At 59.1% G+C, this 17,309-nt stretch carries 13 protein-coding genes; 5 read left to right on the forward strand and 8 right to left on the reverse strand.

Annotated elements, in window-relative coordinates; genetic code table 11:
* Positions 1–212 precede the first annotated feature (212 nt).
* Together dsr1 and H0241_RS22965 are read left to right on the forward strand one after the other, a co-directional pair.
* Positions 213–3,956: an anti-phage defense-associated sirtuin Dsr1 gene (gene dsr1, locus H0241_RS22960; RefSeq protein WP_181060118.1), complete on the forward strand. Its 3,744-nt coding sequence runs from the start codon at positions 213–215 to the stop codon at positions 3,954–3,956.
* A gap of 218 nt (positions 3,957–4,174) precedes the next feature.
* Positions 4,175–5,239, forward strand: a complete 1,065-nt coding sequence (locus H0241_RS22965; RefSeq protein WP_181060119.1) for a hypothetical protein — start codon at positions 4,175–4,177, stop codon at positions 5,237–5,239.
* Between the two features lie 64 nt (positions 5,240–5,303).
* Here H0241_RS22965 and H0241_RS22970 read toward each other — a convergent pair whose 3' ends face one another.
* The 4 genes from H0241_RS22970 to H0241_RS22985 all read right to left on the reverse strand — a co-directional run bounded on the left by H0241_RS22970 (position 5,304) and on the right by H0241_RS22985 (position 7,651).
* A complete protein-coding gene (locus tag H0241_RS22970; RefSeq protein WP_181060120.1) occupies positions 5,304–5,867 on the reverse strand; it encodes a hypothetical protein in 564 nt (187 codons plus the stop codon).
* A complete protein-coding gene (locus H0241_RS22975; protein WP_181060121.1) occupies positions 5,868–6,071 on the reverse strand; it encodes a hypothetical protein in 204 nt (67 codons plus the stop codon). It lies immediately after the preceding gene.
* A gap of 154 nt (positions 6,072–6,225) precedes the next feature.
* Positions 6,226–6,969, reverse strand: a complete 744-nt coding sequence (locus H0241_RS22980) for a hypothetical protein (RefSeq protein WP_181060122.1) — start codon at positions 6,967–6,969, stop codon at positions 6,226–6,228.
* Between the two features lie 49 nt (positions 6,970–7,018).
* The gene (locus H0241_RS22985; RefSeq protein WP_181060123.1) at positions 7,019–7,651 is read right to left on the reverse strand and encodes a hypothetical protein; all 633 of its coding nucleotides are present in this window, start codon (positions 7,649–7,651) and stop codon (positions 7,019–7,021) included.
* A gap of 254 nt (positions 7,652–7,905) precedes the next feature.
* On the opposite strand from H0241_RS22985, the gene H0241_RS22990 reads away from it, so the two are divergent.
* The 3 genes from H0241_RS22990 (at position 7,906) to H0241_RS35765 (ending at position 12,960) form a co-directional block, all read left to right on the forward strand.
* Entirely contained in the window at positions 7,906–10,470 is a 2,565-nt protein-coding gene (locus H0241_RS22990) for an SIR2 family protein (protein WP_181060124.1), read from the forward strand.
* Positions 10,436–11,938: an argonaute/piwi family protein gene (locus tag H0241_RS22995; RefSeq protein WP_181060125.1), complete on the forward strand. Its 1,503-nt coding sequence runs from the start codon at positions 10,436–10,438 to the stop codon at positions 11,936–11,938. Before H0241_RS22990 ends, H0241_RS22995 begins: the two co-directional genes overlap by 35 nt.
* Positions 11,939–12,672: 734 nt before the next feature.
* On the forward strand, positions 12,673–12,960 hold the full coding sequence (locus H0241_RS35765) for a chemotaxis protein CheB (RefSeq protein ID WP_328824790.1): 288 nt from the start codon (positions 12,673–12,675) through the stop codon (positions 12,958–12,960).
* Between the two features lie 67 nt (positions 12,961–13,027).
* On the opposite strand, the gene ubiM is transcribed toward H0241_RS35765, so the two are convergent.
* The 4 genes from ubiM to H0241_RS36465 all read right to left on the reverse strand — a co-directional run bounded on the left by ubiM (position 13,028) and on the right by H0241_RS36465 (position 17,220).
* Positions 13,028–14,209 (reverse strand): 5-demethoxyubiquinol-8 5-hydroxylase UbiM, encoded by a 1,182-nt coding sequence (gene ubiM / locus H0241_RS23005; protein ID WP_181060126.1) that lies wholly within the window; start codon positions 14,207–14,209, stop codon positions 13,028–13,030.
* 139 nt (positions 14,210–14,348) lie between these two features.
* The gene (locus H0241_RS23010; RefSeq protein ID WP_235984424.1) at positions 14,349–14,576 is read right to left on the reverse strand and encodes a hypothetical protein; all 228 of its coding nucleotides are present in this window, start codon (positions 14,574–14,576) and stop codon (positions 14,349–14,351) included.
* A gap of 173 nt (positions 14,577–14,749) precedes the next feature.
* Positions 14,750–16,645, reverse strand: a complete 1,896-nt coding sequence (locus H0241_RS23015; RefSeq protein WP_181060127.1) for a glycoside hydrolase family 127 protein — start codon at positions 16,643–16,645, stop codon at positions 14,750–14,752.
* The gene (locus H0241_RS36465; RefSeq protein ID WP_407941764.1) at positions 16,642–17,220 is read right to left on the reverse strand and encodes a substrate-binding domain-containing protein; all 579 of its coding nucleotides are present in this window, start codon (positions 17,218–17,220) and stop codon (positions 16,642–16,644) included. Before H0241_RS36465 ends, H0241_RS23015 begins: the two co-directional genes overlap by 4 nt.
* Positions 17,221–17,309 lie beyond the last annotated feature (89 nt).

A 17,309-nucleotide genomic window follows, 5' to 3' on the forward strand; every position in this document is an offset into this window, starting at 1 on the left:
CGTCCGGTTTGCTGGATTTGACCGAGGAAGCCGACGTTTGTTGAGCGCTGCCGACGAGAGATGCGACCCTGTTACCCGGGTCCATAGGCGTTGTCTGATCACACCACACTGGCTCCATCTGATGTTGCTATTTCTAAGGGGACAATCGGCTCAATGTGCTTGCTGCCCACGATATATTGCCTGAAGCTGCGCAGTATGAGGGGCTTGCAAACATGCAATTCATTAAGAATGGGCCAGATGTTCCCGAGCCGTTGCTGCAGGCTCATGAAGACGGGCGAGTGGTGTTTTTCTGCGGCGCTGGCATTTCCTACCCGGCTCGGCTCCCAGGATTTCAAGGCCTCGTTGAGAAGATCTACGATGATCTCGGCGAGGTCCCCAATGCCGTCGAGCGCATTGCCTTGGAAAGCGGCCAGTATGATACGACCATCGGCCTCCTCGAAAACAGGGTGGTCGATGGCCGATCCGCTGTTCGTCGTGCCCTCGAGCGGGTTCTAGCGCCTGACCTGACTTTGCCCAGCGCTACAAAGACTCACGAAGCCCTTCTTACGCTAGCCAAGAACCGGGCTGGTCAGTCGCGCCTCATCACGACGAACTTCGATTCGCTCTTCACCGCAGCCATGAGCCGCCTTGGCATCACATTGGGCGACTTCGCAGCGCCACTTCTGCCCGTGCCGAAAAAGAGATGGGACGGTGTTGTCTATCTTCACGGTCGCTTGCCGGAAAACCCAACACAGTCTGACCTCGACCGTCTGGTGATATCGAGCGGCGATTTTGGCCTTGCCTATCTAACTGAGCGATGGGCCGCCCGTTTCGTCAGCGAGCTCTTTCGGAACCACACCGTCTGCTTCGTTGGATACAGCATCAACGATCCTGTGATGCGTTACATGATGGATGCCCTAGCCGCTGACCGTTTGCTCGGCGAGGCTCCTATCTCGGTCTTTGCGTTCGGCAATCACATTCGCGGTAGGGAAGCGGAAGCGGAAGCAGAATGGGTAGCCAAGAACGTCACTCCCATCCTCTACAGGAACCACAATCATCATGCGCTGCTGCACCGGACCCTTCATGCCTGGGCTGAGACCTATCGTGATGGCGTCCGCGGAAAGGAGGCCATCGTCTCACGCTATGCAACACTGAGACCGATGGGCAGCACACGCCAGGACAATTTCGTTGGACGGATGCTTTGGGCCTTGTGTGACGAGAGCGGCCTGCCGGCAAAGGCGCTGGCGGATCACAATCCGCTCCCATCCATTGAATGGCTTCATGCGCTCGCCGAAGATCGCTTCGGGCACCGCGATCTTGCCCGGTTCGGCATTGCCGCCGACGACGCCGAGGACAAGAAGCTTGCCTACAGCCTAATTGCCCGGCCGGCGTCCTACACCCGGTCACCGTGGATGCGGCTGGTCCACCGCACCGATCGCGTGTTCTCGCGGTGGGACAAGGTGATGCCTTATATTGCGCGCTGGCTTGCTCGCCATCTCGACAATCCGGAACTCCTGCTCTGGGTCGTCAACCAGGGCGGCAGCGTGGATGATCATTTCCGGTTCTTTCTCGAGAACGAACTGGGCCAAAGACCGCCGTCGCCGGCGATGGAAGCATTGTGGCGCATTGTTCTCTCGGGCCGCGTGTCCGACAGTTCCAGGCACTTTGATTTGTATTCCTGGATCAAGCGCCTCAAACGCTCCGGACTCACGGCGTTACTGCGGATGCAGCTTCGCGAGATCCTCTCGCCGCGGGTTCAGATACGGCCGTCATACCGGATGTCGGAGGAAGCGGAAGGTGACGCCGGCGTTGCTGCGACAAGTCGGCGTCCCGATCAGCTTGTCGAATGGGAACTGGTCCTCGCCGCGGATTATGTGCATTCCGCGCTTCGGGACATCGGCAAAAGCCCCGAATGGCAGGCAGCGCTCCCCGTACTGCTCAACGACGCGACCGAACTGCTTCTGGACGCTATGGACATCATGCGGGAATTGCAGGCCGCGGATGAAATCTCGGATCGCTCATATTGGCAGCAGCCCTCGATCAGCGACCATCCACAGAACCGCAAATACCGTGATTGGACTGCGCTGATCGAACTCGCCCGCGACGCTTGGCTGGCCGCCGCATACTCCTCGCCGCCGCGCGCAGTTCGGGAAGTGCATCGCTGGCTCGAGCTTCCCTATCCGGTTTTCAGGCGCCTGGCCCTTTTCGCAATAGCAGAACGGCGCGACCTCTTTCCCTCCTCCGAGGCGGTCGATCAGTTGCTGTCGGACAATGCGTGGTGGCTCTGGTCGATCGAGACGCATCGCGAAGCCATGCGCCTACTCGTGGCGTTGGCGCCAAGCTTGCCGGCATTGGACACTGAAAGGCTGCAGCGCGCCATCATGCTCGGCCCTCCAGCCCGCATGTTCGCAGAGGGCCGTGAGCCGGAGACGCTGCGCCGCGTCTTTGATCGCGAGATATGGGTCCGGCTGACCGCCATGCGGGAGGCGGGCGGAGATTTGATTCTCGAAGCGACGGCTCTCCTAGAGGATTTGGCGCGGACGTATCCGCAATGGACGCCGGCGGACGAGAAGGCCGAGTTTCCTGTCTGGATGGGAAGTGGCGGTTCCTGGCGTACACATTCTGCGACTCCTTCGACTGTCAAGGAGCTGGTCGTATGGTTGCGCGAGAACGGCGAGGTTGATGATTTCGATCGTGAAGATGATTGGCGAGAACGCTGCCGGAAGGATTTCAAGAGAACGGCGGCGGCGTTGTTGCACCTCGCTCGGCGCGGAGAATGGCTAACGCGTCGTTGGAGGCAGGCCCTTCAGGCATGGTCAGAGGCGGAGCTCTCCGAGCGCTCATGGCGTTGCGCCGCGATCCCGCTCGCTGGCGCTCCGGACGCCGTGATTGAAGAGATTGACCATGCGATTGCGTGGTGGCTGAAAGCGGCCGCAAAATCCATCGGCGAACAACGTGAACCGTTCTTCACGCTGGTTCGGCGCATCATGAACATTCGCCGCGAAGAGGAGATCGAAGACGGCAACGACGCCATAACCGTTGCAATCAACCATCCCGTTGGCATGACGACGGAAGCCGTCCTCGATTATTGGTATGCGGGTGGCCTTGAGGACAATCAGGGGCTCGTCGGTGAGGTCGCCGAGATACTCACGCGCCTCTGCGATGAGTCCGTTCCCGCCTTCCGGCATGGGAGTATTTTGCTCGGCACAAATACGATAACGCTGTTTCGGGTCGACCGCGCGTGGACGACGCGCTTTTTACTGCCGCAATTCGATTGGCATCGCTCGGCACAGACGGCACTGCTTGCCTGGACCGGGTATTTGTGGTCGCCCCGTTTTTACCGCCCTTTGCTGGAGGCCATCAAAGATCAGTTCCTAGAAACGGCGCGCCATTACAACGTTCTCGCGCAAATCGCGGAGCAATACGCGGCACTTCTCACTGTTGTCGCCCTCGACGAAGGGGGCATCTTCACCAACGTCGACCTTCGGACGGCCACCGCCGCCTTGCCGGAAGAAGGCCTGGTGCGTGCCGCGCAGACGCTTGTTGATGGCTTGCAGGGTGCTGCGGACCGCCGCGTCGAATACTGGCAGAACAGAGTGAAACCCTATCTCGGCAGCATCTGGCCGAAATCCCATGACATCCGGACGCCGCAAGTCTCCGAGAAGCTCGCGCAACTTGTCATAGCCGCAGGAGGTGCGTTTCCTGACGCCTTACGAACGCTTCGTGGTTGGCTCTTGCCAGTGCAGCATTCCGACTACATCTTGAATCTCCTCTCAGAAAGCGGTCACTGTGGGACGTTTCCCCAGGATGCGCTGGCGTTTCTTGATTTCATCGTCCCCGTTGAGCAGATGTGGGTTGCGAATGAACTGCGGAAGTGCCTGATCGCGATTCGAACGGCTTGGCCACAAGCGGTCCAAGATCAGCGGTTCGCACGTTTGGAGACCATAGTCCGGCAGACAGGCCAAGGACTGGAATAGCAGATAGTCGACGCAGTCCACCCAGTCGCCATCCGGTCCCGCTCAGCACGAATGTCCGCTTCTACGCGAAGTCGGAGTTCACGCCTAGGAAGCAGCTGAATTTATGTCCGAAAGCAGCGAAATCTGTTCCTATACATTCTTCCCGATCGAATTTCAGTTCGATGAGCCTTCGAATTGGCGTATTCAACCCCTGCTTAAACTGCGCGAGGGAACCAGCGATGAAGTGGGGCGAGAGTAAGCGGGATTTCGACACTATCTTGGCAGTCTGGCCAAGCTATGAGCCGCTACTCGGCATTTGGCAGATGGAAGAGCTTGCGGTGGGCAAAACCGGTGCTCCAAAGTGGCGCGACCGAAGGGTTCCCACTCCTAGCGGAGGTGTCAAACTGGACATCTTCTCAGATGTCGACGCTGCCTTCACGGCAGCTGCTAGCACCAATGCGCGCTACGCCTCGGAGCTCCGACTGAGCTCAATCCAGGAAGAATTGCGGCGGTCGCTACAACTCAAGGCCTCAAAGGCTCTGCAGGCAAAGGAGCGCTTGCGATCTGAGGAGATCCAAATGCTTGCGGAGGCAAGGCGCCGCAAGAGCGGGACACCGGTACCCCAGGCGTCCAACCTGAAACTGACAGAAAAGGCCGAGCCGTTCCGGCAGCCTTTGGCTGCCGCACTTGCCGAGTTTCCATATGTGACAGGCGCTCGTGTTGGACAGCTTCATGAACGGATCGCGATGGGGAAAAGCTACGACGGCACTTGGGACGTGCTGGCAAATGGCAGCCTTCACAAGCGCGGAGCTATGCTCATTGAACGCTCAAAGATTGCATCTGGATTTGACCTCAACCCGACGAAGCATTGGGGCGAGGTGAAGGCCAAGATTCGGCAGATGCTCCTCCCTCGCGCCAATCAGTTATTGCAGCTGTCCAGCGTGCGTCGCCTGCTAGACGAGGCCCTTGCCCGCGGTGAGCGGGTGCTTGTCGGCAATGGTGTCGTGTTTTGGTACGAGGAAAACGGGCAGGTCGGCTGGCACGTGAAGACTACCAACAATGGACAGTCTGAGGATGGGACGACCCTCTGGACCGAGGGAACCATCCTTTCAACCAATCATGGTCGATTGGTCATTTTGCCGTTCATCAAGGAAAATGGTGAGCAAGTAAAAGGGCATACGAGAAACGCGCCGAACGATGGTCGAGCGAAGCCAAGGCATCCAAGTCAATACGTCGAGATTCCGTTCAAAATGTTAAGCGGCGATCTAATGATCGGCCTTTTTGGGGAGCTTCCATACGAGTAGCCCAGATATTAGATCATGCCTCCTCGGTCTTTGAGTTCGCCAATACCGAACAGATGGGCCGACCTTAGATCACGGGCAGGCCCAAAATTGTATGCCAGGCGCGAGCGACATTCTCGAAAAGGGCGCGAAGCGAGCGCGAGCCGGATTGAGTGGGAATGATCACCTGAGGGACGCCTGCAGGCTGTCCTTCCGGAAAAAGCGTCGGCGCGTCGTGTGAAATCTCGATGACACGGCTCTTCTTGGCGACATGAAGAATTTGATTGGACGTCAATTCGGCATGTTTGATCGCGTCAGCAACTTCACCGAGAACCTTCTGATCGTCAGGCCGAGGATCTCCATTTGCTGCGACAGCGTTGTTAGCAACGAGTTGCCATACGTCCTTCTTTGTTGCACCCGATGGAATTTTCCCCGCGAGAGCATCACGCTCCAAAGCAACCTCGGAGAAATGATACATGAAGATCGCTCCAGCCATGCCCAACCGCAGCACCTCATAACTCGTGTCACGAACGAGTTCGACATCATCGGCCGAAAGAGCATAACCCTGCAGCAAGTTCTCGGCGTCGGCAAAGCCGCGGACGGTAGGTAGGACAAGGCGCTCCCAATGGATCGCCAGCGGAAGGCTGCCCATCTAGCTGTACCGCTCCACCATTTTGGCGTGATAGTATTCGGCCCATCGCCTCGCATCGAGGTGTGCCTTAGCGATCTCCGACTGACGATCACCCTCTCCCCAATAGTCGTAGCCTAATGAATTTTCCCGCCCGGCTATCGTGACATGGATTTTTGTAACCGCCTCGTTGATGCTTACGGTCATCAGCGGCCGTGTTTCACCCATCGCTCTGTTCTCCATCTTCTTCCGATGAGTCTGCTTCGAGAGCGAGGCATGGCGCAAAGTCTCTTCCCTGCGTAGGTGCTTCACCCGACCGACAAGCCCGGCCGATTCAATAGCACGGAGTTGCTCAGGTTCCATTAGCGGGCGTGAATGTCTATCAGGAGAGTTTTACGGGCTGGCTCCAAAGCCCCTTCATAATGACGGCGGCTTCGGCCTCTGTTACCGGGTAGGAATGTCCCGTCCGCATATCAATTGCGATGTCCATCGCAACGTGCTGGACGATCTCACCCTTGACGGCGCCGATCGGTAGCATGGTGTCAAAGGCGATACGGACCTGGTGCTTGGCCAGGAAATCCGACCATAACGGAAAATGCTCAGCGCTACGAAAAGTCAACTGGTCGTCTTTTTCGTAGCGACGGTCCTCGTCCACATCGAAAACGCTCTCAAACCAAATCCAAAAAGATGACTTAAGAGCTTGCGGGTCATAGTCTTTGAAAAATAGGGATGGCCCATTCTTCGATCTCTCCACGACCGCGGTCGGCTCGACGTTGGGAACAAAGTGTTTTCCGTTGTAGGAAGGTGAGAGAAATATCAGTCCAGCCATCCTACCGATGCCTTCCATGTAAAGGCGTACAGCCTCCGGTCGGCGCTCCCTTAGGTTGATTAAAGCCCCGTCCCAATCAGGCTCCATCAGGAAAGTTCGATAAAGGTAATAATCCATGGCAAGTTGGCTCTCGATCCCAGTGACGGCGACTGCATCGACTGCCCTTGCCCACTCGAATTCTAAGCGGCCAACTGAGCCATGCTCTTCATCACCAAAATCAGTTTCAGCAACCCAATCAACTGGGCACTTCACCAGCGAAATGGCCTCCTGCCACGCCACTTCATCCTCAACATCCATTGTCACTTCCCCCCGGTGCTATCGACGGTGAGATGCCTCAGCGCGTCCTTCACAGCTCGATGTTGCGAGCCTTTTCGATGGCCGCGCTGTTCTCGTCGCTGCCCCTTTTTCGCTGTTTATTTTGTTCGATGTCAGCTTCGATTTCGATCAGAGCTTTTGTCCACTCCCCAAGGCGAAGGGCGTTGAGGTCGAAGTCATTCCACTGCGAGTAGTGAGGGTTCATGTCGTCGGCGATGTTGAGCCCTAAAACCAGTTTCTCGTCCGCATAGAATTCGACGCGTCCATGATGAAACGCATCATCGTGGTAGCTCCACCCTAAGTCGTGAAAAACCAACCCATAGCGCTTGCCTTTGTAAGAAAAATCAATCCTGGATTCCGATTTGCGCTCACCAAGGTCTGCCTTGGTGGCAACCACCTCCTGCGCATCAAAATTCAGGTAATCTCTAAATTCGGGCCTCTGAGACCATGAGGGCCAGTATTTTACTTCATCAAGCAATACCCTGACCAAAGCGCGAGACAGCCCCGAATCCGATGCGATTTTTTTCGCCTGATGAATGAGGGCCTTTGCCTCGGCGGCCTGCGGATTTGGACCGTGTCGCAACGATGCCTGGTAAGACTCCTTGTAGGCAGCGAGTGCCGCCGTTACCGCTGCGCCTGAATCGAGATCCTTTTTCCCAAACATTGTCGTCTCACCCCTGGGAAGGTGCCGCTACAATAAGCACGTTTCATCTCTGCCAGCAAAAAACCCGCCGGAGCGGCTCTGTGTCAGCGCGAGGATGGATAACAGCGATCAGAAGGGGCATGTCGCGCGCCGTCACCCACGCGAACATGGACTACTGATCGGGCGAGACCGGGCGGTGGATACTCGAAGAATCCGCTGCATCTGCCCTTGGGGAATCAGAACAAAGCGGGTACATTATGGCTTCGGAGTCTCTCATGGGTAACAACAGACAGGCTATTTCCATCCTGGCACCGCTTTTCCGCACGACGGAGGAGCGCTGCCCGGTCCTGCTTTTGGGCGCAGGCGCTTCCTTTCGCTCCGGCGTCCCCACAGCCGCGGAAGCCGTGAAGCAGATCGCGCGCCGGGTTTTTTCCGAGCGCGAGCTTGCGGGAGTCCGGCCGCCCGAACGGGTCAAGCCGACCGAATGGGAGCCCTGGCTGCAAAACTTCCCCTGGTTCATTCACGGCGCGGATCGTCTCGCGGAAAACTTCCCGCTGGCGGTGGAGCACCTGCTGACGCCGGCGGAATTCCGCAAGCGGGTGCTGGTCGACCTCATGCAGCCTGCCAACGGCATCAGCACCGGCTACAGGACGATCGCCGATTTTGTCATGCGCGGCCTGGTCAGCACGATCACGACGACCAATTTCGACCCCTGCCTTCCCGACGCTCTGAGAGAGCGCCAGCCGCATATCCGTCAGATCAACGAGGTGAACCGCAGCCCCGGCGACACGGCGCAGTTCGACATCTTCAACAAATGCCAGGTCGTCTGGCTGCACGGCCGCGCGGAGCACTATTCGGACAAGAATGTCGCGGGCGAAGTCGGCGCCGCCGATCCCGCCCTTGTCTCGCTGCTTCGCCCCTTGCTCGATGCCTCGCCGATCATCGTTGTCGGCTACCGCGGCGCCGAGCCCTCGATCATGGAAGGCATCTTCGGGCAGGTGAAACAGGGCCGGCTGGATTTTCCGAGGGGCATCTACTGGTGCCTGCGCCACGGTGACACGCCGCACCCGCATGTGGAGGCGCTGGCGCGCCGCCTCGGCTCGAATCTCACCTTTGTATCGATCGACGGATTTGACGAGCTGTTCGCCGATCTTGCTCAGGAACTGGCCGACTACGACCATTTTCGCGCGGCCGGTACCCGGCAGCCGGCCGTTCCGGCGCTCCGCTCGTTTGATGAGCGGATCATCGAGGATGCGTCGCTGGACGACCTCGACCTTGATTTCGTGCTTTCGGTTCTGACCGATTACTGCAAGAAGCTCAAACGCGCCCCCGTTACGCGCGAGACGATGTTCAGCCTGATGCGCGAGCAGGGACTGCTCCTGTCCCAGGACGGCGCCAACAAGGTGACCGCCGGAGCATTGCTGCTGTTCGGCAAGGCCCCGCACGAATTCTTTCCGCACGCCGTCGTCACCCTCACCGAAGGAGGAAAGAAGCGCGAGCTTTATGAGGGCAACCTGATCAGCCAGCATCGCCGCCTGCTGGAGCGGTTCGATGCCGAGGATGTCAACCCGCTGCTCAAGGTGAAAGGCCGGCGGCAACATGGCGAACAGCGGGCCTATCCGCCGCGTGCGCTCGTCGAGCTGCTGGTCAATATGCTCGTCCACCGCGACTATGCGCTCGCCGAGCCTGCGACCGTGGACATGCGTCCCGGCGCGGAGATCGTGTTCGCTAATCCGGGGGCGCTGCCGCACAGGATCGCCGGCCGGGTGGCGGTCGAAACGGATGGCCGCTTTGTGCTCTCGGAGAGCATCACCGAACAACGCAACCCCGCCCTTTGCGACATCTTCTTCGGCATCAGCGCGATGGAGCGGGCCGGTACGGGGCTCATCGATGTCGGCCAGATGATGACCGAGTCCGGCGGCGCCTCGACATTCTATCATCACGCCCGGTCGGACAGATTCGAAGCCCGCATCGTGCCGCCGCTGGCGTCCGCAGGCTCGCAGACGATCGCGCGGCACAACATTCCCATCGGCGTCTATGTGCTCAATTCCCTGCCGTTCACGGTGATCCCCGACACCATCTCGATCGCCCAGCTCACCGTGCCGTGGCGCGAGCGTCCGCGTGATCTGGATGTCTCGGAGTGTGGAACCTTCATTGTCCGAGGCTCCGAACTATGGAGCTTCGTGCCCTTGCCGATCCTCACTACGCTCCTGGCTCCGATCGTCGACCGGGAGGCGTGCGTCAGCGTGGACCGCAAGACCATCGAGGAGAGTCCCGACGCCAATCGCGTATTGTCCTGGCTACTGCGCAAGCACTGGGAGCGATACCTTAAAGGATTCGCGGCCGATGGCCTGATTCTCGAAGAAGGGCGTAGGCACCGGGCGTTTTTCCATGCGCTCAATGGCGAGAATCGCACGATCGTCTGGAACGGCCCGCAGCGTAAGGGAAACCGCCGCGATGTCGCGAAGAAGCGCGGAGAGGGGCCGCGGACCTGGTTTGAAAACGAGGGGATCGGCTACGAGATCGTCGATCTTGGCGGGCTCTGGAGCGTGCGCATCAAGCCATTTTACATGTTCACCGGCCGCAACGGCAAAACGCCGCTGCCCTCTTTTGCCCGCACCTCCAGGGCGACAAGCCGGATCAAGTTCGACCGCAACAAGAATGTCGAGGCCGATCTCGCCTTCTGGGAAAGCTTTCTCGGCCGCGGCGGCGAGACGATTAATATCGGCGACCGGCAGGTCGATAACTTGCTGTTGGCAGCTTCCTTCCTGAAAGTGGAAGTGCCGGAGATAGGATTGATGGACGATGATACCGACGATCAAGATCGAATGTCTGCCTGAGCCGCAATTGCTCTTCGGCGACGGCCAGACGGGGGTTGAGCCCCGCAGCGTGCTGGCGAAGGCCGGCGCAAAGGATTCCGCGGCGATCAAGGACATCCGCATCGGGCTAGTCGGCGCGCCGGAAGATGTGGCGCTGGCAAAACGCTGGCTCCCCAAACTGAATGGCGTCGCCATCGCACGGGAAAAGAGCGCGCACCGCTATCGCAACTGGCCGGGCGCGGAAAAGGCGTTCCGCGCCAAATTCATCGTTGAAGATCGTTTCGTGCGGCCGCTTGATTCGGAACGTCTCGCGCTGGCGCTCAATCAATCTTCGATCGCGACCAAATTCGAGGAATTGCTTGACCTCTTCGATGCCCGCATCCAAAGCCTTTTCGGAGACGTGCGGCCCGATTGCATCATCGTATGCCTGCCCGATGAGGCGGCCGATCTGCGCATGTCGAACCCGAAACTTTCCGCACAGGAGCGCGAAGCGCTGGAGCGGCTGCAGCGCGAAGAGGAGCAGGACCAGCTATCGCTCTTCCAGCCGACCCCCGAAGAGCTCAAGGCGGCCGAGGATCTACGCACTCAGGCAGAGGATCTGCTCTTTCGCTCCTTCTACCGCGCGCTCAAAGCACGCATCATGACGCATCAAAATCCCGTCCCCGTGCAGATCATGCGACGGGATACCTTCATCCGTCCCGACAATGAGGGGCAAAGCACCGCGACGCGGGCCTGGAATTTGGCGACCTCGCTCTTTTACAAAGCCGGTCACGAGCCCTGGCGCCCCGCCTCGTTGCCCGCCAACACCTGCTTCATCGGCATTTCCTTTCACCATCTCAAGCGCCGCGAAGGTGACGTCGTCTATGCCAGCGTGGCGCAGGTCTTTTCCAACGAGATCGAGCCCTTCGCGCTGAAGGGTGCGACGCTGCCGCACGAGCAGCGCCGCAATCGGCAGCCCTATCTCAATCAGGCCCAGGCCGCCGCCCTGATGAATGACGTGCTCGACAAGTACGAAGCACAGGCGGGGGTCAAACCGGCGCGTGTCGTCGTTCACAAGACGAGCCTTTATGAGCCCGAAGAAGAGGACGGTTTCCGCGGCGCGGCGGAATCACGGGTTCCGGTATGCGATCTTGTCTGGATGCGCAGCACCGCCTTCCGGCTGATCCGAAAGGGGATGCAGGAGCCCTGGCGCGGGACGATGTGCACGGTTGGCGACGAGACGTATCTTTTCACCAGCGGCTATGTGCCGTGGTGGGACGAATATCCCGGTCCGCATATCCCGGCGCCGTTGCAGATCGGCTCCTGCGGCGTCACCGATATGCACCAGCGGGCGAGGGAAATTCTCGCCCTCACAAAAATGAACTGGAATTCGAGCGAGGGCATAGGTCGTCATCCGATCACCGTTTCCTTTGCCCGAAAGGTCGGGATGCTGATGACGGAGCTCTCTGACAACCAGGCACCCAATCCGTCTTATCGCTTCTATATGTGAGTGGTTGCCGGCCGGGCTATATGGCGCGTCCATTGTCCTCGCCACCGAACCCGCATCGCGGTTTCGGCCCATGTGGTGATGACCCCTGTCGATTTCGGAGCTTCGCCCCCGCTTGCCGCGTCATCGCGCCGACGAAGGAGCGGCTGGTCTCGCCGCCTCCGAGCCAAACGATGCGATGGCCGGAGGCGGCGAAGGTGTCCGCTTTAGGTTCAAGGTTTCCCACCGTCTGAATGACTGAGACGGGCGCATTGCTGTCCGACAGCCTTTAGGACTGGAAACGGACTGGCAGCTTCAAAGGGCGGATTTTCCGGAGCGGGCCTTCAGCCCGCAGCATTGTGAGCCAAACCAGTGGTCACGCAGATGCTGTAGGTGCCGCTTCCGGCCTTAACCGCCACCGGAGAGGGTTCTGCAGGCGACCTGGTGCAGAATCCACAAGAGGTCAATGAGCACACTGGCAAACGGCCCCTGGATTGTGGCGATCGGCGCTTCCGGAAGTGAGGACCTGAAGGACGTCAAAATGGTTCTCGGCCAGCTCTCGGTGCGCTGAACGCGGTTGTGCTCGTGGTGTTGCATCGCCCTTAGGATCGGCCGACCCACTTGGCAAGTATTCTCGACCGTGCGTCGGCGATGCCGGTGCGTGTGGCCTACAGTGGGGCGAAGTTTCAAGTTGGAACCGTATATGTCGCGAGCCCGCGGATCACCTGCTGTTAGCTGCAAACAGCTTCGGCTTACTTGTGGACGATCCTCGTCGCCTGCACCGCAATCGTACGGTCGACCTCTTTAGGTCGGTGTCAGAGCACGACCAGAGCCCCACAATCGGTGTCGTGTTGTCTGGTTCTCTCGATGATGGATCGCGAGGGCTGGCGGCGATCAATGCCTCTGGGGGACTCTCAATGGTCCTTACGCCCGAGGCGCCACCCAAGCGGGGCATGCCCGAAAACGCGACAAGGTATGACGGACCTATCGATGTAATTGGAAGCGCTATTGAGATCGGAAAGGCTATCCAGGCCAAGGTTTGGTAGATGCTCCGGGGAATGACGGCTCATCGCAATATATCCGGGCCAAACTCCCAAAGCTGCTTTTATGGTTTCATCGCTTGAGCATGGCCGAAATGCCGTGGCGGACAAGTGGAAGATGTTGGGCGAAACGAAGCCCTAAATGTCTTGCAAGCCGTGCCGCTGGACGCTCGCTCGAGTAGAGGCCCACAAGTATGTTCGTGGCATGGTAAAGCGGCCCGGCCGACAGTCGTAAATAGCTTTCGTATCTGCGCAGCATGTCGGGATCGGCGATGTCTCGACCATCGCGATATGCTGTCAAGATTCTGTAGGCGAGTTGCTTCTGGCTGCAGAGGCCGATGTTAAACCCATGCGCGGTCACCGGATGCATGCCAATCGCTGCGTCGCCTATGAGCGCGACGCTCGGAGCGCAGAATCTGTGCGCCCATGTCGTGACGAGCGGATACCTATGGCGGTCGCTTGCCAAAGCCAAGTTTCCAAGGCGCCGTCCACACCGCTTCGTCAATTCCGCAAGGAATAGATCGTCGTCGAAGGCAAGTAGTCTATCAGCCTCGTTTGTGCTCAACGTGAGCAGCAGCGACGACACCCCTTCCGCAAGGGGCAGCATCGCTATCGTCTGATGGTGATCGAACCATTCGATTGCGATCTGGTGGTGGGCGCGCTCGTGGCTCACCCGGCAAATCAGCATCGAATGGCCAAGCCAATTAACATCGGCATCGATACTCAGCAGGTCGCGTGTGGTGGACAGACGCGAATCCGCAGCAACGAGGAGCCGAGCTGTCAACTGCCTGCCATTGGAGAGTGTTATGACTGCTCCTTGGTTGCTGTTTGTCGCATTCACGACCGAATGGCCGCAGAGCAAACGGGCATGATCCTGCAAGCAGATGATTTTGAAAAGGGCATCCCGAATCCGGCAATTTGGGACGAGGACTCCCAATGGCTGCCCAGATCCGCTGAGGGAATCGAAACGCAGAGCGAAAGCGCTCGATCCGTTGAGGACGCGTGCGCCTTGAAGTGGTGATTTGTCCGAAGCGGGAATGATATCCCAGGCGCCGAGCTCCCGAAGGATTCTGATCGAGGCATGGGTCAGCGCGATCTCGCGACCGTCGAACGCCGGATTCTCGAGTTTTTCCCGAGCCTGCGCTTCAACAAGTGCCACTTTGAGTTTGCTCCGGGCAAGCGATGCGGCGAAGGAAAGTCCAACCGGCCCCGCGCCAACGACAATGATGTCGAAGCTGTTGTCGGAGCCGGCCATCAGCGTGTCGCCATTCTGTCGGCTCTCCAGTGCTGAAGCACCAATCGCGAAATCAAAAACGCCTTTGATGCTTGATTAAGCGCGGCGCGCACGAGCCAAAGTCACCAATAAGTGGCAAGCGCCTCATCAGCGGCACACGCTAACAATGCCGTTGCCCGACCGCTGTAGCTGGTAAGTGAGCGGTCGACGGGGCGGTTGCCGCGCGCGATCTCACGATGGTTGGCGCGAGCTGTTGCTGCTCATGTTGCTGCCGCAGCAGCATGTTCTCCAGCGTCAGCAGTTCGTTTTTGCCGCCCAGCGCATTGCGATTGGCGGGATTGAGGACTGGTACCGAGGCGGCCGGACCCGGCAATGCCGCCGTCGCCACCGCGCGATCCAGTGCTTCGCCTGCGGCTCACCAGACTGGGGAGGAAGATCCGCATCAATCGGGAACCGAACAGGTAGTCTCGTGAAAAAGTGCAGCGGCTGATCGAACCTGGCCTTTGATCCGCTCACCTGATTATAGAGCCATCCAGCCAGCGGGTTTCTCACGTCGGCCATTCAGCTTTCCAGCAGCCACACTTGCATCGAGCCTTTCGCCCGATTGTTCCAGAGATAGTATGGCAGGGCAGTTAGCTGGTAGTCCGAAGCGATGGGGGGCGCATTCCTGTACAGGCTGTCTCCCCAGCTTTGGTCTTCGACGCGCTGCGCGGAGGCAGTCAGCGTGACCACGCCGTCGAAAAGATCGCCCCGTTCGACGGTTTCGATCTTGGCCTCTCGCGGCAGCTTGAGCTGCTGCACGCGCGACCCGGGATTGTCGACCTCTTCAACGCAATAAACCAATGGTCCGCGCTTGAGCGCCACCCGGCCGATATCCTGCTTGACCAACGGATGAGCATAGATGCGCTCGGGAGCCATCGGTAGGTCGAGGGCGATTATGTCTCCTCGAGTCCATAGCCTCGAGATCACAAGATAGCCGTTTCTGGTGCATGCAGTCACGTCGACCACATGTCCCCCGACCGAGGCTTTGGCTTCATGCGCCCAGCCGGGAATGCGCAGCTTGACGGTGAACTCAGCCGCCGCGTCAGGGCTGACCTCTATTCTGATCGAGCCGGATAGTGGATAGGCGCTGGTTTCCCGCAGGAACACATTTGCTCCAGCGAGCTGGATGTTCGTCGAAATGCCGCCGTAGAGATGGAAGGCAATTGCGTCTTCGCTGGCCGAGACAAAATAGCCTCCGACCGAAGCGATCAGACGCGACAAATTCATCGTGCAGCATGGACATGTGTGCCAGGCCCATCGGCTGTGTCGTCCATCGCTGTCCAGCGGATTGGTATAAAAATAGTGCCGGCCATCGCGCGACAGGCCGGTCAGCGCGCCGTTAAACAACGCCCGTTCCATAACGTCGGCGTAGCGGCCGTCGAGATCGAAATGCAGCATACGATGGGCCCAGAAAATCAGCGCTACAGAAGCGCAGGTCTCGGCATAGGCCGTATCGTTCGGCAAGTCATGGGCCTCGGTAAAGCCTTCATTCCCGCCGGCCGGACCCAAGCCGGAAGTAATATAGATCTTTGAGGACATGACGTCAGCCCAGAGCAGCTCGCATGCTTTCTTTAGGCTGTCGTCATTCAGTTCCGCCGCGAGGTCGGCCATGGCAGAAAACATGTACATGGCGCGGACGGCATGTCCAACCACAATTGTCTGCTCGCGCACCGGCTTATGCGATTGGCTGTACTCAAATCTCTCCACCCAGAAATCCTGCGGACTCTCCCCGCGCGCAACTGCTTCCTGATCGAAGTAGTGCGGCTGGCGCCCGCGCTCATTGATGAAATAGGCTGCGAGGTCGAGATGCTTTCTCTCTCCCGTCAAGCGATAGAGCTTAACGAGAGCCAGCTCTATCTCCTGATGGCCGCAATAGCCGCGCTTCTGGCCGGGGTTCGGGCCGAATGTCTTGCGCACATGGTCGACATAGCGCTCGAGGATGCAGAGGAGCCGGCGCTGGCCAGTCGCAACGAAGTAGGCGATGCCGCCTTCGAGCAAATGTCCAAGATTATAGAGTTCGTGATTGTCGCGTAGGTTCGTCCAGCGCTTGTCTGGGTCGCGCTGCAAGTACCAGCAGTTCAGATAGCCGTCGGGAGCCTGCGCTTTTTCGAGATCGTCGACGATCTTTTCGATCCTGGCCACCATGTCGGCGTCGCTCCTGTGTGACAGCGCATAGGATGCCGCTTCGATCCACTTGCCGACGTCGGAGTCCCAGAACAGCTGCACGAAATCATGCCCATTGTCTCGGAACGACGGCGGGCGGTTCGGCAGGGTCAGGGACTGCAAAATACCGTGCTTGCCAAGCTGGACGTGCTGGCTGGGGATGGTACGTGTCAGCACCGTCTCTAGCCGTTCGCGCCAAAATTGCCCCTCCAGCGCCAAATCGACAAACCGAACTGGCTTGAACTCGTTCATTCGGACGCATCCGTTCCTGCAACGAAGTGCACTAGCGAGTTCATGGCTGCGACGATGCCGGCCAGGACCAGCGAACATGGCCAGCGCCTGACGCCGCTCTGCTGCCGTCCCGCGATAATCTTGAGCACGCGGTCAGCAGCCTCGCGTCCGAGCCCCTTTAGGTTCAAATCGACGGTTGTCAGCTGCGGACGCGCCGCAAGGGCCACAATGTTCTCAAAACTAGCGAGGGCTACGTCGGCATGTATTAGCGAGCCAATCTCGCAGAGCGAGTCGCACGCGCCCCGGGCGATCTGATCGTTGCCGCCGAAGGTCGCGTTCGGCGTTTGCTCACAAGAATCCGGCCGCCGCCTCGCGCACCCACGCCTCGGTCCACTTGTGGCCCTGGCCGCCCTTCGTGCCGGTCTTGATCCAGACCGATCGCCGAGGCGTTCGGCGGTGCGATTCATCGACGGAGGCATGCTTTCACCCCTTGGAAGACTGGCCGATGAAACCACACCGCTGAGCAGATAACCCTGATCTGGGTCAATCGGCACGACAATTCCGGCGACCGCGGTTCGAGGATCACCCGCCTGCATATTGGGGCGGATGGGCGACGTAATTCTTCGAGCGACAGATGCCTTTCACAGATCAGCGTCAGCGGCGGCCAGGTGAAGCTGGCTACCTC

It is taken from the genome of Mesorhizobium neociceri, assembly GCF_013520985.1.
Taxonomy (GTDB): Bacteria; Pseudomonadota; Alphaproteobacteria; order Rhizobiales; family Rhizobiaceae; genus Mesorhizobium; species Mesorhizobium neociceri.

Excerpts from the sequence above, each read along its gene's own strand:
- dsr1 (WP_181060118.1), top strand. The coding sequence starts at position 213 with ATGCAATTCATTAAGAATGGGCCAGATGTTCCCGAGCCGTTGCTGCAG.
- H0241_RS22965 (WP_181060119.1), top strand. The coding sequence starts at position 4,175 with ATGAAGTGGGGCGAGAGTAAGCGGGATTTCGACACTATCTTGGCAGTC.
- H0241_RS22970 (WP_181060120.1), bottom strand. The coding sequence starts at position 5,867 with ATGGGCAGCCTTCCGCTGGCGATCCATTGGGAGCGCCTTGTCCTACCT.
- H0241_RS22975 (WP_181060121.1), bottom strand. The coding sequence starts at position 6,071 with ATGGGTGAAACACGGCCGCTGATGACCGTAAGCATCAACGAGGCGGTT.
- H0241_RS22980 (WP_181060122.1), bottom strand. The coding sequence starts at position 6,969 with ATGGATGTTGAGGATGAAGTGGCGTGGCAGGAGGCCATTTCGCTGGTG.
- H0241_RS22985 (WP_181060123.1), bottom strand. The coding sequence starts at position 7,651 with ATGTTTGGGAAAAAGGATCTCGATTCAGGCGCAGCGGTAACGGCGGCA.
- H0241_RS22990 (WP_181060124.1), top strand. The coding sequence starts at position 7,906 with ATGGGTAACAACAGACAGGCTATTTCCATCCTGGCACCGCTTTTCCGC.
- H0241_RS22995 (WP_181060125.1), top strand. The coding sequence starts at position 10,436 with ATGATACCGACGATCAAGATCGAATGTCTGCCTGAGCCGCAATTGCTC.
- ubiM (WP_181060126.1), bottom strand. The coding sequence starts at position 14,209 with ATGGCCGGCTCCGACAACAGCTTCGACATCATTGTCGTTGGCGCGGGG.
- H0241_RS23015 (WP_181060127.1), bottom strand. The coding sequence starts at position 16,645 with ATGAACGAGTTCAAGCCAGTTCGGTTTGTCGATTTGGCGCTGGAGGGG.
- H0241_RS36465 (WP_407941764.1), bottom strand. The coding sequence starts at position 17,220 with ATGCAGGCGGGTGATCCTCGAACCGCGGTCGCCGGAATTGTCGTGCCG.